Here is a 16,107-nt window from a genome sequence, read left to right on the forward strand (position 1 = left end):
TTCATGCGGCGGCCCTCCGCTGCAAGGCTTCCAGGGCATGCGCCTGGTCGGAGAACGGGTGCTTCACCCCAGCGATCTCCTGGTAGTCCTCGTGGCCCTTGCCCGCAATGAGCACCACGTCCCGCGCATCGGCCACGGCCACCGTCTCGGCGATCGCCCGGGCCCGGTCGGTCTGCACTTCCACGCACTCCGCGTGCGAGAGACCGAGCAGCACCTGGCTGATGATCGCCTCGGCCTTTTCGGTGCGCGGGTTGTCGCTGGTCACCACGACACGGTCGGCGTTCTTCTCGGCCACGGCCGCCATCAGTGGCCGCTTCATCGGATCCCGGTCGCCGCCGCAGCCGAAGATGCACCAGAGCTTGCCGCCCCGCTGCTGGGCGAGCGGACGCAGCGCCTGCAAGCCCTTGTCCAGCGCATCGGGTGTGTGGGCGTAGTCGACGGCCACCAGCGGCTTGCCGGGCACGTTCAGGCGCTCCATGCGGCCGGGCACCGGCAGCAGGTCACGGCAGGCCGTGACGGCATCGGCCAGCGCCACGCCCAGGGCCCGCATCCCGCCCAGCACGCCGAGCAGGTTGGAGACGTTGTACTGGCCGATCAACTGCGTCTGCAGCACATGGCGCTCGCCGCCTTCGACCACTTCGAAGCGCAGGCCTTCATCGCTGTAGCCGATGTCGTGCGCGACCAGCCGGGCCTCGCGCACGCAGGAATAGGTCCACAGCGCGATCGGCGAGCCTTCCAGCTGCGCCTGCAGGTCACGCCCCTTCTCATCGTCGAGGTTGATCACGGCCGCCCGCAGGCCGGGCCAGCGGAACAGCTCCGCCTTCGCCTGCCAGTAGGCTTCCATCGAACCGTGATAGTCCAGGTGGTCCTGCGTGAAGTTGGTGAACAGGGCCACGTGCACCTGGGTGCCGTCCATGCGCCGCTCGACGATGCCGACCGACGAAGCCTCGATGGCGCAGGCCTTCACGCCTTCGTCGACGAAGCGGCGGAACTGGCCTTGCAGCAGGACCGGGTCCGGCGTGGTGAGCCCGGTGGAGACGACGTGCGGCGGCCGGCCCGTGCCCAGCGTGCCGATCAGCCCGCAGGGGATCGCCTGCGCGCCGGGCAACTGCGAAAGCGCCTGCGCCAGCCACCAGGCGGTGGAGGTCTTGCCGTTGGTCCCCGTCGCGGCGAGCACGTCCAGCTGCGTGGTCGGCTGATCGAAGTACAGCGCGGCGATCGGGCCGGTCGCGGCTTTGAGGCCGGCATAGGTCGCGATGGCGTCGCCGTCGAAGTCGAAAGCCTCCACACCGGACTGCTCCACCAGGCAGGCCTGGGCGCCCTGCTGAAGCGCGGCCTGCACGAACTTGCGGCCATCCGTGGCCGCGCCCGGCCAGGCGATGAAGCCGTCGCCCGCGCCCACCTTGCGGCTGTCGCAGGAGATCGTGCCGGTGACCCGGCTGCGCAGCCATTGCGACGCTTCCTCGGGCGTGTGGAGCGCGCGCATCAGAACGATTCCTCCACGGCCCGCACGACGATCTGCGGCTTCACGTTCATGTCCGGCTGCACGCCCAGCATGCGCAGGCTCTGCTGCACCGTTGCACTGAAGACCGGCGCGGCCACGTCCCCGCCGAAATAGCGGCCCGCGCTGGGTTCATCGATCATCACGGCGACGACGATGCGCGGCTTTTCGACCGGCGCCAGGCCCACGAAGAAGCCGCGGTACTTCTTGTCGGCGTAGCCCTTGCCTTCCTGCTTGTGCGCCGTGCCGGTCTTGCCGCCCACCGAGTAGCCCATGGTCTGCGCCTTGGGCGCCGTCCCACCCGACTGCGTGGCCATGTGCAGCATCTGGCGGACTTCCTGCGCGGTGCCCGCCTGCAGGACGCGCAAGCCGGCGGCCTGGCCGTCCGATTTGAGCAAGGTGACCGGGACCAGTTCGCCGTCGCGCGCGAACACGCTGTAGGCCCGCGCCAGCTGGAACAGGCTGGCCGACAGGCCATACCCATAACTCATGGTCGCCTGCTCGATCGGCCGCCAGGTCTTGTGCGCGCGCAGCTTGCCGCTGACCGTGCCGGGGAAGGGCAGCTGCGGCCGCTGGCCGAAGCCCACCTGGCTGTACATCTCCCACATCTCGCGCGGCTGCATCTGCATCGCCAGCTTGACGGTGCCGACGTTGCTGGACTTCTGGATGATCTGCGCCACCGTGAGCACGCCATGCGGATGCGCATCGCTGATGGTGGAGCCGCCGATGGTCAGGCGGCCGGGCGCGGTCTGGATCGGCGTCTGCGGCTGGACCATGCCTTTTTCCAGCGCGAGCGCGGCGATGAAGGGCTTCATGGTGGAGCCCGGCTCGAAGGTGTCCGTCAGGGCGCGGTTGCGCAGCTGCGCCCCGCTCAGGTTCTGCCGGTTGCCCGGCGTGTAGCTCGGGTAGTTGGCGAGCGCCAGCACCTCGCCGCTCTGGACGTCCAGCACGACGACACTGCCCGCCTTGGCCTTGTTCTCCAGCACGGCATCGCGCAGCTTCTGGTACGCGAAGAACTGCACCTTGCTGTCGATGGACAGCTGCAGGTCCTTGCCGTCCACCGGCGGCACCTGCTCGCCCACGTCCTCGACGATGCGGCCGAGACGGTCCTTGATGACGCGGCGCGAGCCGGCGCGGCCCGCCAGGTCCTTGTCGAACGCGAGCTCCACGCCTTCCTGGCCGTGGTCCTCGACGCTGGTGAAGCCGACGACGTGCGCGGCCGCCTCGCCTTCCGGATACTGGCGCCGGTATTCCTTGCGCTGGTAGACGCCCTTGATGTCCAGCGATGTGATCTGCCGCGCCACCGATTCGTCGACCTGGCGCTTGAGCCACACGAAGTTGCGGTCCTCGTCCTCCAGCTTCTTCATCAGCTCTGGCAGCGGCATCTGCAGCAGCTTGGCCAGCGCGGCCAGCTTGGTCTTGTCGCGCTCCACGTCTTCCGGAATGGCCCAGATGCTGGGCACCGGCACGCTGGTGGCCAGCAGCAGCCCATTGCGGTCGAAGATGCGGCCGCGGTTGGCCGGCAGCTCCAGCGTGCGGGCGAAGCGCACCTCGCCCTGCTTGCGGTAGAAGTCGTTGCCGAACACCTGGACCCAGGCCGCGCGGCCAGCCAGCCCCAGGAAAGCGAGGGCGATGCCCGCGACGATGAGCTTGCTGCGCCAGACCGGCGTGCGGCTGGCCAGCAACGGGCTGGACGCGTAGGCCAGTGCCTTGTTGTGCCTCATTGCGCCACTCCGGCGGGCGTGCCCTTGAGCGTGACGTACTGCGTGATCGCCGGCGTGGCGGCGCGCATGTGCAGCTGCTCGCGCGCAAGCTTCTCCACCCGGCCGGCCGTGGCCTGCGCGCGCTTTTCCACCTGCAACCGCTCGTGTTCCACCTCGAGCTTGCGGACCTCGTTCTGCACCTTCTCGATCTCGGTGTAGAGGCGGCGTGATTCGTATTGCACGCGGACAAGGTAGAGCGCGCTGGCGATGACCGCTGCAAGAAGGACGAGGTTCAGGCGCGTCATGCCGCCACCTCCGTCCGCTCGGCGACCCGCATGACCGCGCTGCGGGCCCGCGGGTTGGCCCGCACCTCATCGTCGGACGGCTTCACACGGCCCAGCGATTTCAGCCTCATCGGCTTCGGCGGCGCGAACGGCGCGCGCCGGTCCACCTCATCGCGCGAGTGCTTCGCGATGAATTGCTTGACGATCCGGTCTTCCAGCGAATGGAAGCTGATCACGACAAGCCGGCCGGTGGGTGCGAGCACGTCCAAGCTGGCCTCTAGCGCCTCTTGCAGCTCTTCAAGCTCGGCGTTGACGAAAATCCGAAGAGCCTGAAATGTGCGCGTTGCAGGGTCCTGGCCCGGCTCGCGGGTTTTGACCGTACGAGCCACGAGTTCGGCCAGTTCCCGGGTGGATGCAAGAGGGCCCCGTTCCTGTCGGCGAGCATCAATCGCCTTTGCAATCTGAAGAGCAAACCGTTCTTCGCCATAGTCACGAATCACCTCCCTCATTTGCTCCACCGGGGCGGTGGCCAGCCATTGCGCCGCGCTCTGGCCGCGCGTGGTGTCCATGCGCATGTCGAGCGGTCCGTCGTTGCGAAAGGAGAAGCCGCGCGCCGGGTTGTCGATCTGCGGCGAGCTCACCCCGATGTCCATCAGCACGCCCGCGGCGCTGGCCGGCGGCAGCTCGCCCAGGTCGCGAAAGGCCGCGTGCCGGATCGAGAAGCGTGCATCGGCGATCTGCGCCGCCGCGGCGACAGCTTCCAGGTCCTTGTCGAAGGCGATCAGGCGGCCCGCAGGCGCCAGGCGCGAGAGGATCAGGCGCGAGTGCCCGCCGCGCCCGAAGGTGGCGTCGACGTAGGTTGCATCCGGCTTGGTGAGGAGAGCGGTGACTGCTTCGTTCAACAAGACGGTGGTGTGTTGCCATGTGGGTTCCACCGCCTGCTCTCAAAAAGAAAATTCCTTGAAGACATCGGGCATGTCCCCGCGCAAGGCCTCGGCCTCCTTGGCCTCGTACATCGCCTTGTCCCAGAGCTCGAAGTGGTTGCCCATCCCCAGCAGCATCGTGTCGCGCTCGATGCCCGCGGCGGCCCGCAATTCCGGTGAGACCAGGACGCGTCCGGTGCCGTCGAGTTCGACGTCCATCGCGTTGCCCAGGAAGATTCTCTTCCACCACTGCGCGGCCATGGGGAGCTCGGAGAGCCGTTGACGAAATGTTTCCCACTCCGGCCGCGGAAAAATCATCAGGCAGCCATGGGGATGGCGCGTGATGGTCAGCAGGTTGGCGGCCGTGGCGCTCAGCACGTCACGATGCCGGGTCGGCATGGAGAGCCGCCCCTTCCCATCGAGACTCAGCGATGATGCGCCCTGGAACACCTGTGTAAGCCCTTGCTACGTTGAATCGGCAACAGGCGGAAAGCCAGCCCACTTTCCGCCACTTAATTGCACTTTTTTGCACTGTAGCAGGAAAACTCAGCCGCGCAAGCGTGGAGCTGCGGAGCTTTTCACAATGGAATCAACAACTTAGCGCTGTTTTTTCACACAGTATGCGAAGGAAAAGGTGTTCTAAAGCAAGCACTTACGCCGCGCTCTGAAAGTAGTGCGTGAAACTCAGGCGCGATGTAAGGAGCTGTTCGCCCTGCGGGGCGGGCGCCACTCAGCAGTTGGAGCTCAGAGGATGTAGCGCGACAGGTCTTCGTCGCGGCTGAGCTCGGCGAGGCGGGAATCGACCATGGCGGCGTCGATGGTGACGGTCTGACCGTCGAGCTTGGCGGCATCGAAACTGACTTCGTCTAGCAGCCGCTCCATCACCGTCGACAGCCTGCGTGCCCCGATGTTTTCGGTCCGCTCGTTGACCTCGTAGGCGATCTGGGCCAGCCGGGTGATGCCGTCGGGCTGGAACGCGAGGGTCACACCCTCGGTCTGCAGCAAAGCCTGGTACTGCTTCACCAGCGACGCATGGGTCTGCGTGAGGATGGCCTCGAAATCCTGCACGGTAAGCGATTGCAGTTCCACGCGGATCGGCAAACGGCCCTGCAGTTCAGGGATCAGGTCACTGGGCTTGGAAAGGTGGAAGGCGCCGCTCGCGATGAAGAGGATGTGATCGGTCTTGATGGGGCCGTACTTCGTCGAAACCGTCGTGCCCTCCACCAACGGGAGCAAGTCGCGTTGCACGCCCTGGCGCGACACTTCGGCGCCGCTGGCGCCATCGCCGCGTGACGCGACCTTGTCGATTTCATCGATGAACACGATGCCGTTCTGTTCGGCATTGGCGATGGCCTGCGCACGGATCTCATCCTCGTTCACCAGGCCCGCGGCTTCCTCCTCGACCAGCAGCTTCATCGCCTCGCCGATCTTCAGCTTGCGTGCCTTGCGCCGGCCCTGGCCGAACTGGCTGAACATGCCGCGCAGCTGCTCGGTCATCTCTTCCATGCCAGGCGGCGTCATGATCTCCATGGACGGTTTGGGTTCGGCCAGGTCGATCTCGATGTCCTTGTCGTTGAGCGAGCCTTCCCGCAGCTTCTTGCGGAACACCTGCCGCGCCGTGCTGTCCGCCGCGACTTCGTCGCCGCGCGCCGCCGGCACCAACGCGTTCAGGATGCGTTCTTCCGCCGCATCCTCGGCCCGTGTGCGCACCTTGCGCATCTCGGCCACGCGGGTCTGCTTCACGGCCATCTCGGCCAGGTCCCGGATGATGGAGTCGACGTCCTTGCCGACATAGCCGACCTCGGTGAACTTGGTCGCCTCCACCTTGATGAAGGGTGCATCGGCCAGTTTGGCGAGACGCCGGGCGATCTCGGTCTTGCCCACGCCGGTGGGGCCGATCATCAGGATGTTCTTGGGCGTGATCTCGGGCCGCAGCTTCTCGTCGACCTGCATCCGGCGCCAGCGGTTGCGCAGCGCAATGGCCACGGCGCGCTTGGCGTCCTTCTGGCCGACGATGTGACGGTCGAGTTCGGAGACGATCTCCTGCGGGGTCATGCTGCCTGCGGTCACTCGAGCACCTCGATCGTGTGGTGCATGTTCGTATAGATGCACAGCTCGCCCGCGATCTCGAGCGACTTCTTCACGATGTCGCGCGCACTCAGCTCGGTGTTGTCCAGCAAGGCCTTGGCCGAGGCCTGCGCGTAGGCTCCGCCGGATCCGATGGCGATGATGCCGTGCTCGGGCTCCAGCACGTCGCCATTGCCGGTGATGATGAGCGAGGCGTCCTTGTCGGCCACCGCCAGCATGGCTTCGAGCTTGCGCAGCACACGGTCGGTGCGCCAGTCCTTGGTGAGTTCGATGGCCGCACGCACCAGGTGACCCTGGTGCTTCTCGAGCTTGCCTTCGAAGCGTTCGAACAGCGTGAAGGCGTCGGCCGTCGCGCCCGCGAACCCCGCCAGGACCTTGTCGTGATGCAGCTTGCGCACCTTGCGGGCCGAGCCCTTGACGACGATGTGGCCCAGGGTCACCTGCCCGTCGCCGCCGATCGCCACTTCCCAGGCGCCGGCCGCGTTCTTGCGCCGCACGCTGACGATGGTGGTGCCGTGAAACTGTTCCATAGAAAGAGAAGATTGAGGCCTGCCGGGGATTTTGCAACCGCTAGCGGCACCAGACCGCGCGGAATAACATGCAGCGCGGTCTCCATGGTGGCGAGGATCCGGCTTCGCCGGTCCTCGTCGCACTGATCAGAACCACTCGAAAAAGTGCGCAGCACTTTTTCGAGTGAAGAGCTCAGTCGTGACGCGCGATGACCCGTGCATGCTCGCTGATGCCGATCACGTTGAAGAACGCGGCAACCAGGCGATGCACTTCGACGAACTGCACCTGCCGGCCTTCGGCCTGGCGCGCAGTGACCCAGTTCAGCAGCGTCCCCGCGGCGGTGAAATCGATGCGCATGAGCCGCGCGCAGGAAACGACCATGACGTCGGCACCCATCATCTTGGCTTCGAGCAATTCCAGCGCTTCCGTCGCATCGCCGAGCACCTGGCCGGCCAGCTCCACCGTGGAGACGTTGGACATCTGCGAGTTCATCACCGAGGGCAGCTGCGTGTCGCCGTAGCCGGTGGTCAGGCCCGAAGCCAGAGAGTCGCGGAAGGCTTCACCGATGATCGTGTGGCCGGCGGCATAGGTCCCGTCGGACTGCAGCGGCTTGTATTCGCAGCGGGCGCTGTCCCACGAAGGCGGGGAGACTTCATAGGTCACGCAGTAGTCGAGCGCGACCAGTTCGAATTCATCGGGCCGGTGCATCACGCGCAGCACTTCCATGCGCAGCTTCCACCAGGCCGGGTTGACACTGCGGTCACCCGACGGCGTGGCTTCCTTCAGCACTTTCTCCAGGTTGTCGGCGCCGATGAAGCGCAGCTGCACCGTCTGGCCCGCCCACTGGGTGAACGCTTTCGTGAGGGGCTCGACGGCGGACTCGACGATGGAAACCAGCTTGCTCCAGTTCAACCGCCAGGGCGCCGTGGCTTTCGCCAACCCCGCGTTCATGGCGGCGAGCGACTGCGTGCCGAAGATGGCGGGGCTGGACCAGTCGGCGAGCTGCTGGTTGCCGCTGGCCGCCGGCGTGGCGGGCGCGCTCATGCGGCCCACGATCTCCGGCAGGGAAAACCACTGCGGAGCCGAACGCCCGAAACGGCTCGCGAATTCGATCGCCGCCGTCTCGTAGCGATCCTGCCGGCCGGTCGCGCGGTACAAGTCGAACAGCGTGAGCCAGGTTTCGTCGTGGTCCACGCGGGTGCCGTCCGGGGCCAGCACTTCCATCAGTCCGGCCTCGGCGCCGTCGTCGTCGCCGTTGGCGAACCGGATCGAGGCCTCTTCCAGTTCGGGATCGTGCGCGAACTCGTCGACGTCGATCGCGAACAGCTTGGAGGCGGTGAAGGCGCTGGCGTTGTTGCCCTCCGACGAGGGCCCGCCTCGAGAAACCGGGGGCTCCTGGGCCGGCGCCGGCCGGGCCGGCGCGGCGGGCGGCTGCTGCGCCGGGCTTGCGCCAGGGCTGACACTGCGCGATGCCAGCGGCCGGCGTTCCTCGACCGGCGGCGGCGCAACCGCCGGCTCGTCCTCCATCATCGGCCGCAGGTCGGCGGCCATGGTCGGCGGCTCCGCCTTCAGCGGCGTCGGCTCCGTGCGGGTGTAGGCGGTGGCGCTCACGGGCGCCGCGGCGCGCGAAGCCATGGCCTCGGGCGGGATGTGCGACGACGCCATGAAGCTGCCGGTGCTGTTGGCGCCCATTCGCGACGAGTTGTCGCCATGCTTGGTCTTCCACCACTGCATGGACATCTGCGCCTCGATCTCGTCGATCTTCTTCAGCGTGGTCGCGCGGTCGTCCGGCTTGGACGGCATGGAGCTCTGGAAGAACGAGGGGCGCGCCGCCGGGTCCTGCCCGGCCAGCACCTCGCTGCGCCGCATCTTGCGCAGCATGTCGAACTCACGCTTGCGCACGAAGTCGTTGCGCCGCTTGCGCTCGATCATCTCCTTGAGCATCTGCTTGGAGTACGAGCTCTCCCGCTCGGCCTCCGGCTCGAGGTCGCCCCAGTTGGTCGCGGGGTTCTTCACGAACCGCACGACCTTGGACAGCAATCCGGGAGAGGTATCGTCCTTGGTTGCCATGGCGTTCAGTCCGCTGCGGGGATCAGTCCCCGAACATCTTCTGTTTCAGCTCCCGGCGTTGCTGCGCCTCCAGCGACAGCGTCGCCGTGGGCCGCGCGAGCAGGCGGCCGACGCCGATGGGCTCGCCGGTTTCGTCGCAGTAGCCGTAGTCGCCGGCGTCGATGCGGGCGATGGACTGCTCGATCTTCTTCAGGAGCTTGCGTTCGCGGTCGCGGGTGCGCAGCTCGAGCGCGTGCTCTTCCTCGATGGTGGCGCGATCGGCCGGATCGGGGACGATCACCGTGTCTTCGCGCAGGTGCTCGGTGGTTTCGCCGGCGCTGTTCAGGATTTCGGTCTTCAGCTGCTGCAGCTTGATGCGGAAGAACGACATCTGCTTGTCGTTCATGTATTCGGTGTCAGGCATGGCCAGCACTTCGGCGTCGGAGAGTTCCTCCGCGCTCTTGGTCTTCCAGTTGTTGGCCAGCTTCGGGTCTTTCTTGACCGCCACGACGGGCGGAGGGTTCAAAACGGATTGGTTTGCCATGGGGGTGTAGGTTGCCTTCACCGTGCCGAACGCGGCGACGGTGGCAGCCGATGCGGGGCCCGGCCGCGTGGTCGCGGAAACGGGGCGCGCGGCGGCAGGCGCGATGGGAGAAGACGCCTTGGCGGGCGGCGCGGCCTTCACGGCTGCATCGCTCGCCTTGGCGGGCGGGGTGGTCTTGACGGGGGCCGGAACCGCTTTGGCGGCCGGCTTTTCCGTCTTGGCGGGCGCGGGCGCCGCCTTCCTGGCCGCCGGTGGTGCCGGGGCCTTGACGGCCGCTTTCGCGGCCGGCTTCGTTGTCTTCACGGGCGCCGCCTTCTTGGCCGGCGCTTTCGCGACCGGCTTCGCGGCCTTGGCCGCCGGCTTCTTGGCCACGGGCTTCGCCGCCGGCTTCGCGGCCGGTTTGGCTTTTGCGGCGGGTTTCTTGGCCTTGGCAGCGGCCTTGGGCTGAGCCTTCAATTCCCGTCTCCTCGCGTTGTCGGCGCCGGCGGCCGCGGGCATGTTGCCCGCCGGCCCGCCTCTTGTGGGGGATGCAGCGCCATCATCAACGCGATTTATACCCTGATTGTCGGGCAGCGCGCGGCCCGGCGCACCCTTTTCGCGACCGCGGTCCGGCCTGTCACTCCCAAGGGGAAAGCCCATCAGTTGCAGAAGCGAGACAAACATGGAAGCGGCGGGGTGGAGGTGGCGGCGAAGGGCGCTAGCCTAACCGAACCGCGCAGGCGGTTCCGTCAGCACGCTTCCGGCCGCGCCCAAGGTCAGACCAGGCACTGCTCCAGGCCCTGCAGCAGGATGTCCTTCGGCAGCTCGATGCCGATGAAGACCATCTTGCTGAGGCGCTGCTCGCCCTCGGCCCAGGCCGGCCCCAGGTCGCTGCCCATCAACTGGTGGACGCCCTGGAAGATGACCTTGCGCTCGGTCCCCTGCATGTGGAGCACGCCCTTGTAGCGCAGCATCCGCGGGCCGTAGATGTTGACGATGGCGCCGAGGAAGTCTTCCAGCTTGGCCGCATCGAATGGCCGCTCCGAGCGGAAGACGAAGCTCTTCACGTCGTCGTCGTGGGCGTGGTGGTGCGGGTGGTCGCAGTGCTCGCCGGGCGCGTGGTCGTGGCCCTCGTGGCCATGGTCATGGTCGTGATCGTGGCCATGCGCATGGGCGTGGTCGTGGCCGTCCTCCTTCAGGAAGTCCGGGTCGATCTCGAGCTTGGCGTTCAGGTTGAAGCCGCGCAAGTCGAACACGTCCTTGATCGGCACTTCCCCGAAATGCACCGCCTGCTGGGGGGCGCGCGGGTTCATGTGCTTCAGGCGGTGCATCAGCGCATCGACCTCGTCCTTGCCCACCAGGTCGGTCTTGCTGATGAAGATCTGGTCGGCGAAACCCACCTGGCGCCGCGCTTCCTGGCGGTCGTCGAGTTGCTGGTCGGCATGCTTGGCGTCGACCAGGGTCAGGATGGAATCCAGCAGGTAGCTTTCGGCGATCTCGTCGTCCATGAAGAAGGTCTGGGCGACCGGACCGGGATCGGCCAGGCCAGTCGTCTCGATCACCACCCGGTCGAAATCCAGCAGGCCCTTGCGCTTCTTGGCGGCCAGCAGTTGCAGGGTCTCGCGCAAGTCCTCGCGGATGGTGCAGCAGATGCAGCCATTGCTCATCTGGACGATCTGCTCCTTGGTCTCTGTCACCAGGATGTCGTTGTCGATGTTCTCTTCACCGAACTCGTTCTCGATGATGGCGATCTTCTGGCCGTGCGCCTCGTTCAGCACGCGCTTGAGCAGGGTGGTCTTGCCGGAGCCGAGGAAGCCGGTGAGGATGGTGGCGGGGATGAGGCTCATGGGGGTACTCCAGGGGACCCGCGAGTTTAAGTCGCGGGCGGATTTCCTACTTGCGCACGATCACGAGGCCCTTCAAGTACTCGCCTTCCGGAAAAGCCAGCGTCATGGGGTGGTCCGGCGCGGCCCCCAGGCGCTCGGCGATGTAGCCGTCCACGCCCGCATCCGTGCCCGCGGAAGCCACGATCTTGTGGAACAGGTCGCCCGGGATGCCGCCGGAGCACGAGTAGGTGAACAGCAGCCCGCCGGGCGCCAGCAGTTTCAGGGCCAGCCGGTTGATGTCCTTGTAGGCCCGGGCGGCGCGCTCGGCATGCGCCACCGTCGGCGCGAGCTTGGGCGGGTCGAGCACGATGGCGTCGAATTGCCGGCCGGCCTCGCCGAAGCGGCGCAGGCTCACGTTCACGTCGGCATCGACGAATTCGGTGCGGGCAGCGTCGAACCCGTTGAGCGCCACGTTGGCCCGCGCCCGCTCCAGCGCCGGGCCCGACGAGTCGATGGACGTGACATGGGCTGCGCCGCCAGCCAGGGCGGCCACGGTGAAGCCACCCGTGTAGCAATAGCAGTTGAGGACCTGCCGGGCCCCCAGCCGCCGCACCCAGTCGGCGAAGCGCGCACGGCTGTCCCGCTGGTCCAGGTAGAAGCCCGTCTTGTGGCCGGTGGCGATGTCGATGCCGAAGCGCCAGCCGTGCTCCTGCAGCGTGATTTCGGTCGCGCCCTCGCCGCGCAGCCAGCCGGTGGTCTCGGGCAGGCCTTCCAGGCCGCGCGAACTGGCATCCGAACGCTCGTACAGCCGCTGCAACCCAGTCGCCTGCAGCAATGCGTCCGCCAGCACGGGCTTCCAGCGCTCGGCTCCCGCCGACAGGAACTGGGCCACCAGCGTGTCGCCATAGCGATCCACGATCAGGCCCGGCAGGCCGTCGGACTCGCCATGGACCAGGCGCACGCCGTCGCTGGCCACCGCCAGCCGGGCGCGCAGCGCGATGGCGGCCCTGCAGCGCGCCGCGAAAAAGCCCGCGTCGATGCGGTCGGCTTCGTCGAAGCTCCAGGCGCGTGCCCGCATCCGCGAGGCCGGGCTGAAGGCGGCCCAGGCCAGGAAGCGGCCGTCGAGCGCCTCCACCCGGACGGTTTCGCCCGGGTCGGCGCCGCCCTTGGCCACCGCCGAATCGAAGATCCAGGGGTGGCGCCGCAACAACGAACGCTCGCGGCCTTCGCGCAGGCGGATCACTTTCATCCCCGTATTGTCAACCGGGCGCCAATCGGAGGTGCGCGCCGCCCCGACAATGCGGGCAAGGAGACCTGAATCAAATGGGGTTGCAGGCGTGGAGTCGCCGGGTGCTGACGCTGGCACTGGCGCTGTTGCTCGCCGCCGCGGGCCTGGCCCACGGCCGGACCGTGCTCGAGCTCGACCTCACGCGCCAGCCCATCCCGCTGGCCGACTGGGGCGACGCGTGGCTGGACGCCACTGGCGAAACACAGATCGACCACGTCTCCAGCGACCCTGCCATCCCATGGCAGCCGACCGCGCAGGACGCGATCTACCCGCTCACCACCGGCAAGGTGCTGTGGATCCGATTCACCGTCCCACCGGCGCCCGACCGGGAACGCTGGTACCTCGAGGTGCCCTACCCGTCGGTGAACCGGGCGACCCTGTACTCGCGCGACCCGCTCGACCGATGGCAGCCGCAACACGCCGGAGATACCCTGCCCGTGGCGGACTGGCCGGTCCCGCACCGGCACCCGCTGCTGCCGCTCGCGGTTTCCGCCGTGCATCCACGCCACTACATGCTGCGGGTGGAAAACCCGCACAGCTTCAGCGCGCCCCTCACTTTCGTGAGCGAAAGCTACCTGGGCCGCACCGAGCAACGCACCTCGTTCGTGCTGGGCATGTACTTCGGGCTGGCGGCGCTGGCGCTCGTCCTCTCCGTGCTGGGCGCCGCGTCGCTGCGCGATCGCGCGTACTGGCTGTACGCCGGCAGCGTCGCCCTGCTCGCGCTCACCCAGGCCGCCATGACGGGCCTGGCGGGCCTGCACTTGTGGCCGCGTTCACCCTGGTGGGCCGACGTGTCGCCCATCGTGTTGCCGGTACTCGGCGTGGGCGTGGTGCAGCTGTTCTTTGCCGCCGTGGTTTCGCTCGCGGATCGTTCACGGCGGCTGAACCTGCTGGTCACCGCGACCGGCCTGCTGAGCATTCCGGTGGCGCTGGCGATCCTGTGGGTCGAACCGTCCCAGCGCATCAAATGGATGGTGCCGTACATCGTGGTGGCGAGCCATGTGGGCCTGGGGGCGGTCATCTGGGCGGCGCGCCGGGGCGACCGCTATGCGTGGTGGCTGCTGGCGGGCTCGCTGCCGGTCGCCATCGGCGCCATCTTCCCGCTGGCCCGGACCGCCGGATACATCCCCGTGAGCTTCCTCACGATGTACGGCATGCAGATCGGCATCGCCGTCGAACTCCCGTTGCTGCTGGTCATGCTGATGCTGCGCAGCCAGGCCCGGCGCGAGCAACGCCGCCGCGTCCAGGGCCTCGACCGGATCGACCCCGCGACCGGCGTGTTGAATGCCCATGTCTTCCACGAAAGATTGGTGCGCCTGATCGCGCGCTCCGTGCGCCTCAAGCTGCGCAGCGCCATCCTGCTGGTGGACATCGTCAACCTGGAGCAGATCCGCCGCGACTACGACGGCGAGGCGGCGCAGGAGCTCCCCTTGCGCGTCGCCGGGCGCTTGCTGAAGGCTTCGCGCGAGATCGACAGCGTCGCGCGGCTCTCGGACCACCGCTTCGGCATCCTGCTGGAAGGCCCCCTGAAGGCAGACGAGGTGGCCGAAGCGGCCCCGCGGGTGGTGGCCCAGTGCCTGCTGCCGTTCAAGAACCGGCCCATCGACTGGGCGGCGCAAGTCCATGTGGCGCAAGCGCTGATCCCCATGGACGGCACCGATGCCGTTGACCTCATCGCCCGGCTGGAGGCGCTGCTGGCCGGCGCGCCCATGGACGGCAAGAGCGCGGTCTTCCTGCTGTCGCGCCCCCACTTGCCCACCGGCCTCGTGCCCGCGACTTCCCCGGTTACTTCTTGAGCCGGTGCGCCCGCGGATGGGCGGCGTCGTAAGCCTTGGCGAGATGCTGGAAATCGAGCCGCGTGTAGACCTGCGTCGTGGCGATGTTCGCGTGGCCCAGCAGCTCCTGCACCGCGCGCAGGTCGCTGCTCGACTGCAGCACGTGGCTGGCGAAGGAGTGCCGGAGCATGTGCGGATGCACCGGCGTCGCCACGCCGGCCTGCAGGCCGCGGCGCTTCAGGCGGGCCCAGACGGTCTTGGCACTGAGGCGCCGGCCCTGCGGGACGATGAAGAGCGCGGGCTCGCCCGCGCCTTGCGCCAAGGCGCGCGCCTCCAGCCACCGCTGCAAGGCTTCCAGCGCCTTGCGGCCCACGGGCACCGTGCGGCGCTTGCCGCCCTTGCCCAGCACGTGGGCCTCACCGGCCTGCGCGTCGATCCAGCCCTTGGCCGCCGTGCTCGCCTTTGCGTCGAGGCCGACCAGCTCGCCCACCCGCAACCCGCATCCATAGAGCAGCTCGACGATGGCGTTGTCGCGCGCCTCGAGCCACGGGTCGGCCTCTTCGTCGCTGAACTCGGCCAGCTGGACCGCGTCGTCGACGCTCAGGGCCTTGGGCAGCGGCTTGGCCGCCTTGGGGGCGCGCACATCCTGCACCGGGTTGCTGGGCACCAGGCCCTCGCGTCCCAGCCAGGTGTAGAACCCGCGCCAGCCGGAGAGGATGAGCGCGATGCCGCGGCCGCTGCGCCCGCCCGAGTGCATCTGGGCGACCCAGCGGCGGATGTGGGTGTTCTGCACCTTGAGCAGGCTGACGTCGGCGTGGGCGGCGTTCGCGCAGAGCTTCTGCAGATCCAGCGAGTAGAGCTCCACCGTGCGGTCGGCCAGGCGCTTCTGCACGCGCACGTGTTCGAGATATTTGTCGACGAGGCCGAGTTCGTCGTCCGTCACGAGCCGTCCTAACGCGGGCGCAGCCGCGAGAGCGCGGCGCTCGCCAGTTCGGCGATGCGCTCCAGGAAGTCAGTGGCCAGGCCGGCCTGGAAGCGCTGCGGATCGGGCGACGAGAGCACCAGCATGCCGAAGGCCGGCCCTGGGCTGTTCACCGCGCCGGGCCGGAGCGCGATCAACGCCACGGACATCGCCGTGGCGGGGTCGTCGAGCCAGTTCACCGCTTCGAAGCCCGAGTGGACGCCGCAATACGGCTGCGTCAGCGAGGACGCGAAGGTCTTGGCGTCCTCGCTCACCCCCTGCGCGAACGGATCCTGCGCGTAGCGCTCGTCGACATCCCAGATCTTCAGGGCGACCTGCGGCACCATGAACTGGTTCTGCAACTCGGCCACCAGCGTCGCCGGCAACGCCCGGCTGGATTGCACCAGCAGCATCGCGCGCGCCCAGCGGTGGATGCGGTCGGAGATGATCATGTTCTCGTTGCCGTGCCGCACCATGTCCATGATGCGGTGCTCCAGCATCTTGATCTTTTCACGCAGCATCTCGGCCTGCCGCTCCTGCAGGCTGACCGCACGGTTGCCGTGCGGGCTGGTCAGCTGCACGGCCGCGAGCAGTTCCGCGTTGCGCTCGAAGAAATCCGGGCTGTTCGCCAGGTAGTTGGCGATGTCTTCTTCGGTGATGGGGTTCATGGCGTCAT

At 67.7% G+C, this 16,107-nt stretch carries 14 protein-coding genes; 1 reads left to right on the top strand and 13 read right to left on the bottom strand.

Annotated features, from left to right (window positions below):
- Position 1: 1 nt before the first annotated feature.
- The 11 genes from FN976_RS05265 to FN976_RS05315 all read right to left on the bottom strand — a co-directional run bounded on the left by FN976_RS05265 (position 2) and on the right by FN976_RS05315 (position 12,656).
- Positions 2 to 1,486: a UDP-N-acetylmuramoyl-L-alanyl-D-glutamate--2,6-diaminopimelate ligase gene (locus FN976_RS05265; RefSeq protein WP_145891723.1), complete on the bottom strand. Its 1,485-nt coding sequence runs from the start codon at positions 1,484 to 1,486 to the stop codon at positions 2 to 4.
- Positions 1,486 to 3,225 (bottom strand): peptidoglycan D,D-transpeptidase FtsI family protein, encoded by a 1,740-nt coding sequence (locus tag FN976_RS05270; protein ID WP_145891725.1) that lies wholly within the window; start codon positions 3,223 to 3,225, stop codon positions 1,486 to 1,488. The genes FN976_RS05265 and FN976_RS05270 overlap by 1 nt, the downstream gene beginning before the upstream one ends.
- Complete coding sequence (ftsL, locus tag FN976_RS05275; protein WP_145891727.1) at positions 3,222 to 3,509, bottom strand: cell division protein FtsL; 288 nt, start codon at positions 3,507 to 3,509, stop codon at positions 3,222 to 3,224. The genes FN976_RS05270 and ftsL overlap by 4 nt, the downstream gene beginning before the upstream one ends.
- A complete protein-coding gene (rsmH, locus tag FN976_RS05280; protein ID WP_145891729.1) occupies positions 3,506 to 4,423 on the bottom strand; it encodes a 16S rRNA (cytosine(1402)-N(4))-methyltransferase RsmH in 918 nt (305 codons plus the stop codon). The genes ftsL and rsmH overlap by 4 nt, the downstream gene beginning before the upstream one ends.
- 9 nt (positions 4,424 to 4,432) lie before the next feature.
- Entirely contained in the window at positions 4,433 to 4,861 is a 429-nt protein-coding gene (mraZ, locus tag FN976_RS05285) for a division/cell wall cluster transcriptional repressor MraZ (RefSeq protein ID WP_145891731.1), read from the bottom strand.
- Positions 4,862 to 5,155: 294 nt separating this feature from the next.
- A complete protein-coding gene (gene hslU, locus FN976_RS05290) occupies positions 5,156 to 6,466 on the bottom strand; it encodes an ATP-dependent protease ATPase subunit HslU (RefSeq protein ID WP_145892342.1) in 1,311 nt (436 codons plus the stop codon).
- A gap of 11 nt (positions 6,467 to 6,477) precedes the next feature.
- Entirely contained in the window at positions 6,478 to 7,029 is a 552-nt protein-coding gene (hslV, locus tag FN976_RS05295; RefSeq protein ID WP_145891733.1) for an ATP-dependent protease subunit HslV, read from the bottom strand.
- 172 nt (positions 7,030 to 7,201) lie between these two features.
- Positions 7,202 to 9,079 carry an STAS domain-containing protein gene (locus FN976_RS05300; RefSeq protein WP_145891735.1) on the bottom strand — a complete coding sequence of 626 codons (1,878 nt, stop codon included), beginning with the start codon at positions 9,077 to 9,079 and terminating at the stop codon, positions 7,202 to 7,204.
- A gap of 22 nt (positions 9,080 to 9,101) precedes the next feature.
- Positions 9,102 to 10,058: an RNA polymerase-binding protein DksA gene (gene dksA / locus FN976_RS05305; RefSeq protein WP_255440141.1), complete on the bottom strand. Its 957-nt coding sequence runs from the start codon at positions 10,056 to 10,058 to the stop codon at positions 9,102 to 9,104.
- A 299-nt stretch (positions 10,059 to 10,357) separates the two neighbouring features.
- Positions 10,358 to 11,428: a CobW family GTP-binding protein gene (locus tag FN976_RS05310; protein WP_145891740.1), complete on the bottom strand. Its 1,071-nt coding sequence runs from the start codon at positions 11,426 to 11,428 to the stop codon at positions 10,358 to 10,360.
- Positions 11,429 to 11,474: 46 nt separating this feature from the next.
- Entirely contained in the window at positions 11,475 to 12,656 is a 1,182-nt protein-coding gene (locus tag FN976_RS05315; RefSeq protein WP_145891742.1) for a class I SAM-dependent rRNA methyltransferase, read from the bottom strand.
- Positions 12,657 to 12,730: 74 nt separating this feature from the next.
- On the opposite strand from FN976_RS05315, the gene FN976_RS05320 reads away from it, so the two are divergent.
- Positions 12,731 to 14,491 carry a sensor domain-containing diguanylate cyclase gene (locus tag FN976_RS05320; RefSeq protein WP_145891744.1) on the top strand — a complete coding sequence of 587 codons (1,761 nt, stop codon included), beginning with the start codon at positions 12,731 to 12,733 and terminating at the stop codon, positions 14,489 to 14,491.
- On the opposite strand, the gene FN976_RS05325 is transcribed toward FN976_RS05320, so the two are convergent.
- Both FN976_RS05325 and FN976_RS05330 read right to left on the bottom strand, forming a co-directional pair.
- Positions 14,481 to 15,413, bottom strand: coding sequence for a tyrosine recombinase XerC (locus FN976_RS05325; protein WP_145891746.1), 933 nt, complete (start codon positions 15,411 to 15,413; stop codon positions 14,481 to 14,483). The genes FN976_RS05320 and FN976_RS05325 overlap by 11 nt on opposite strands.
- An 8-nt stretch (positions 15,414 to 15,421) precedes the next feature.
- Positions 15,422 to 16,099 (bottom strand): DUF484 family protein, encoded by a 678-nt coding sequence (locus tag FN976_RS05330; protein WP_255440142.1) that lies wholly within the window; start codon positions 16,097 to 16,099, stop codon positions 15,422 to 15,424.
- Between the last annotated feature and the right edge of the window lie 8 nt (positions 16,100 to 16,107).

Origin of the sequence: Caenimonas sedimenti (assembly GCF_007833165.1) — a bacterium.
Taxonomy (GTDB): Bacteria; Pseudomonadota; Gammaproteobacteria; order Burkholderiales; family Burkholderiaceae_C; genus Ramlibacter; species Ramlibacter sedimenti.

What these genes read in the sequence shown, in the direction of transcription:
- FN976_RS05265 (WP_145891723.1), bottom strand. Translation starts at nt 1,486, where the DNA reads ATGCGCGCGCTCCACACGCCCGAGGAAGCGTCGCAATGGCTGCGCAGC.
- FN976_RS05270 (WP_145891725.1), bottom strand. Translation starts at nt 3,225, where the DNA reads ATGAGGCACAACAAGGCACTGGCCTACGCGTCCAGCCCGTTGCTGGCC.
- ftsL (WP_145891727.1), bottom strand. Translation starts at nt 3,509, where the DNA reads ATGACGCGCCTGAACCTCGTCCTTCTTGCAGCGGTCATCGCCAGCGCG.
- hslU (WP_145892342.1), bottom strand. Translation starts at nt 6,466, where the DNA reads ATGACCCCGCAGGAGATCGTCTCCGAACTCGACCGTCACATCGTCGGC.
- hslV (WP_145891733.1), bottom strand. Translation starts at nt 7,029, where the DNA reads ATGGAACAGTTTCACGGCACCACCATCGTCAGCGTGCGGCGCAAGAAC.
- FN976_RS05300 (WP_145891735.1), bottom strand. Translation starts at nt 9,079, where the DNA reads ATGGCAACCAAGGACGATACCTCTCCCGGATTGCTGTCCAAGGTCGTG.
- FN976_RS05310 (WP_145891740.1), bottom strand. Translation starts at nt 11,428, where the DNA reads ATGAGCCTCATCCCCGCCACCATCCTCACCGGCTTCCTCGGCTCCGGC.
- FN976_RS05315 (WP_145891742.1), bottom strand. Translation starts at nt 12,656, where the DNA reads ATGAAAGTGATCCGCCTGCGCGAAGGCCGCGAGCGTTCGTTGTTGCGG.
- FN976_RS05320 (WP_145891744.1), top strand. Translation starts at nt 12,731, where the DNA reads ATGGGGTTGCAGGCGTGGAGTCGCCGGGTGCTGACGCTGGCACTGGCG.
- FN976_RS05330 (WP_255440142.1), bottom strand. Translation starts at nt 16,099, where the DNA reads ATGAACCCCATCACCGAAGAAGACATCGCCAACTACCTGGCGAACAGC.